The 2,733-nt window shown below is 50.4% G+C and carries 2 protein-coding genes and 1 pseudogene; all 3 read right to left on the bottom strand.

The features are described 5' to 3' along the window. A partial coding sequence (locus tag K2I50_RS06400; protein WP_301025383.1) for a class I SAM-dependent RNA methyltransferase occupies positions 1–985 on the bottom strand: 985 nt, incomplete at its 3' end. A 127-nt stretch (positions 986–1,112) separates the two neighbouring features. Further along, positions 1,113–2,363, bottom strand: a complete 1,251-nt coding sequence (locus tag K2I50_RS06395; RefSeq protein WP_301025382.1) for a phosphoglycerate kinase — start codon at positions 2,361–2,363, stop codon at positions 1,113–1,115. A 120-nt stretch (positions 2,364–2,483) separates the two neighbouring features. Beyond that, positions 2,484–2,733, bottom strand: a pseudogene (locus tag K2I50_RS06390) (orotidine-5'-phosphate decarboxylase); the annotation flags it as partial.

Genomic DNA, 2,733 nt, shown 5'->3' with positions numbered 1-2,733 from the left:
GTCCTTCTCCCGGAAAATCAGGCACAGGCTCGGCTGAATAATACAAGTGAGTGTTGGGGTGAAGCTGTTCCACACCATACCGTGCCGACAGCAAACGCCATGGAGCAACCTTCATCACTGCCGGCCATGGCTCATAGAGCCATCCGCCGGCTATTGGTGTGCCATATCCGGACTCTGCACCGGCTTCCTCTCCGAACTTGAAACCCATCTCACCATTCGGCGTAACGACATGAATGTCCGGCTCATAGTCGCCACTACAATCGGCCTGCAAGTCGCAACGCGCCACCAGCTCCTTGCATTCTGTCGATGACCCGAGCGACCATAGGTCGGTTGTGCACGGAAGATCACGCAAAGTCTGAGTCACATCAAGCATCGGCGACATCTTGACAATAAGCGTCCTCACCTTTCGTCTCAGCAGAGGCAGCATAGACAGAATATCCGGTTCACAATCTCTAAGGCCGAATACGCGCCCTCCATTATTGTCCCTACGGGCCGGATCAATGAACGCGACATCAAATCTGCCATCCGACACACTTTCCAGATAATCCCGACAGTCGGCACATATGGCTTCCACATCAGATACTGTTATATCCGCATTATGTCTCAGAGCGGCAGAAACCTCAGGATTGCGTTCCACTGCAATGACGTGTATGCCCGTATTGCGGGCTATTGTCATAGCATCGACACCGAGTCCGGAAGTAAGATCGACAATCGAATGTGTGCCGGCAGGAATCATAGCGGCATGCATTCGGGCCAGTTCATCGCTTGTCGACTGCTCTCCTGAAAGCGATGTCGGGAAATAGAACCTGTCGGATGATATCTCGCAAGGTAGCTTACGCCGATATTTTCGGCGACATTCTATCTGCCTGACCGCATCGTCAATCCACGGCTCACGCCCATGCCATGCAAGGCGCAGCTTTACAGGGTCATCATTCTTGTGAGTTTCTATCCAAGCCCAAAAACGTTCATCGTCAAATATTTCCATTTCTTAAGAATACGCAGTCAGATAATCAGGCATATGCCGTCAGATTCTACTACTCAGAGTATTACAATAGTGGCACCGGGCCGACAGCCCGATGCCACCTGATATTTAATATATGCTTTACGGCTGATTAGCCCTTGATAGCGGCTACGCCGGGGAGTACCTTACCCTCGATAGCCTCGAGAAGTGCACCACCACCGGTAGATACGTAGCTAACCTGGTCGGCCAGACCGAACTTGTTGACACAAGCTACAGAGTCGCCACCGCCAACGAGAGAGAATGCACCGTTTTCAGTAGCCTTTACAATAGCGTCGGCTATTGCACGCGAACCGGCTGTAAAGTTGTCGAATTCGAACACTCCGGCAGGACCGTTCCAAAGGATAGTCTTAGAGGGCTCGATAGCGTCAGCAAATCTCTTGCGTGTCTCAGGACCTGCATCAAGACCTTCCCATCCATCAGGTATGTCGTTGCTGGGGCATATCTTTGTATTGGCATCATTGCTGAATGAGTCAGCAGCAACGCAATCGGTACCAAGGATGAGGTTTACACCCTTCTCTTTAGCTTTCTTGATGATGTCAAGAGCGAGGTCGAGCTTGTCATCCTCTACGATAGACTGACCGATCTTACCACCCTGAGCCTTGGCAAATGTATATGTCATACCGCCGCAGAGGATAAGATTGTCAACCTTGTCCATGAGGTTCTCGATAATACCGATTTTGGTAGATACCTTAGAGCCACCCATGATAGCGGTGAAAGGACGCTTGATATCGCTGAGGATATTGTCAACGGCCTTTACCTCTTTCTCCATGAGATAACCGAGCATCTTGTCGTCAGCGCCGAAATAGTCAGCGATAACAGCAGTAGAGGCGTGCTTGCGGTGAGCTGTTCCGAAAGCGTCGTTTACATATACGTCGGCGTAGCTTGCAAGAGTCTTGGCGAATTCCTTCTGACGACCCTTCATTTCCTTCTTGGCATCCTCATAAGCGGGGTCAGCCTTGTCGATGCCGACGGGCTTGCCCTCTTCTTCGGGATAGAAGCGGAGGTTCTCAAGCAGCAGGACTTCGCCGGGCTTGAGGTTTGCAGCAGCTTCTGCAGCGTTTGCGCAATCAGGAGCAAACTTCACGTCTGTGCCAAGGGCCTTTGCTACGGCATCCTTAATCTGGGACAGAGAGAACTTGGGGTTAACCTTACCTTTGGGCTTGCCCATATGCGACATTATGATGAGGCTGCCACCGTCGTTAAGGATTTTCTTAAGAGTAGGAAGCGCACCGCGGATACGGGTATCGTCGGTAATATTGCCGTTTTCGTCCAGAGGCACATTGAAGTCCACACGAACGATAGCCTTCTTGCCGTTGAAATTGTAATTGTCGATAGTTGCCATTATTATATTATTTGGTTAAGTAAAAATCACAGTATTGTATCGGCAAAGATAATTGAAATTTTTGATACTTACACTTATTAATGTGTAAATATGGTTAACAGACAAGCAGATTCAGTGCTATCAGTCTATTACACCATATTCCTTGAGCAGTGCAGCCATCTGGTCGCGGAGTTTGGCGGCCTCATGTCCGGCGGCCTCGGCGAAGTCGGCTCCGGTAGAGGCATAGATAATGCCCCTTGATGAGTTTACAAGCAGCCCGCAATCTTTGGTCATACCGTATTTGACGACCTCTTCCAGACTACCGCCCTGCGCGCCGACTCCCGGCACAAGAAGGAAATTATCGGGAGCAACCGCACGGATATCCTCAAAC

The sequence above is a fragment of the Muribaculum sp. genome, assembly GCF_029051885.1.
GTDB lineage: Bacteria > Bacteroidota > Bacteroidia > Bacteroidales > Muribaculaceae > Muribaculum.
The sequence above is the reverse complement of the archived record's forward strand: the minus strand, read 5'-3'. Positions and strand labels throughout refer to the sequence as shown.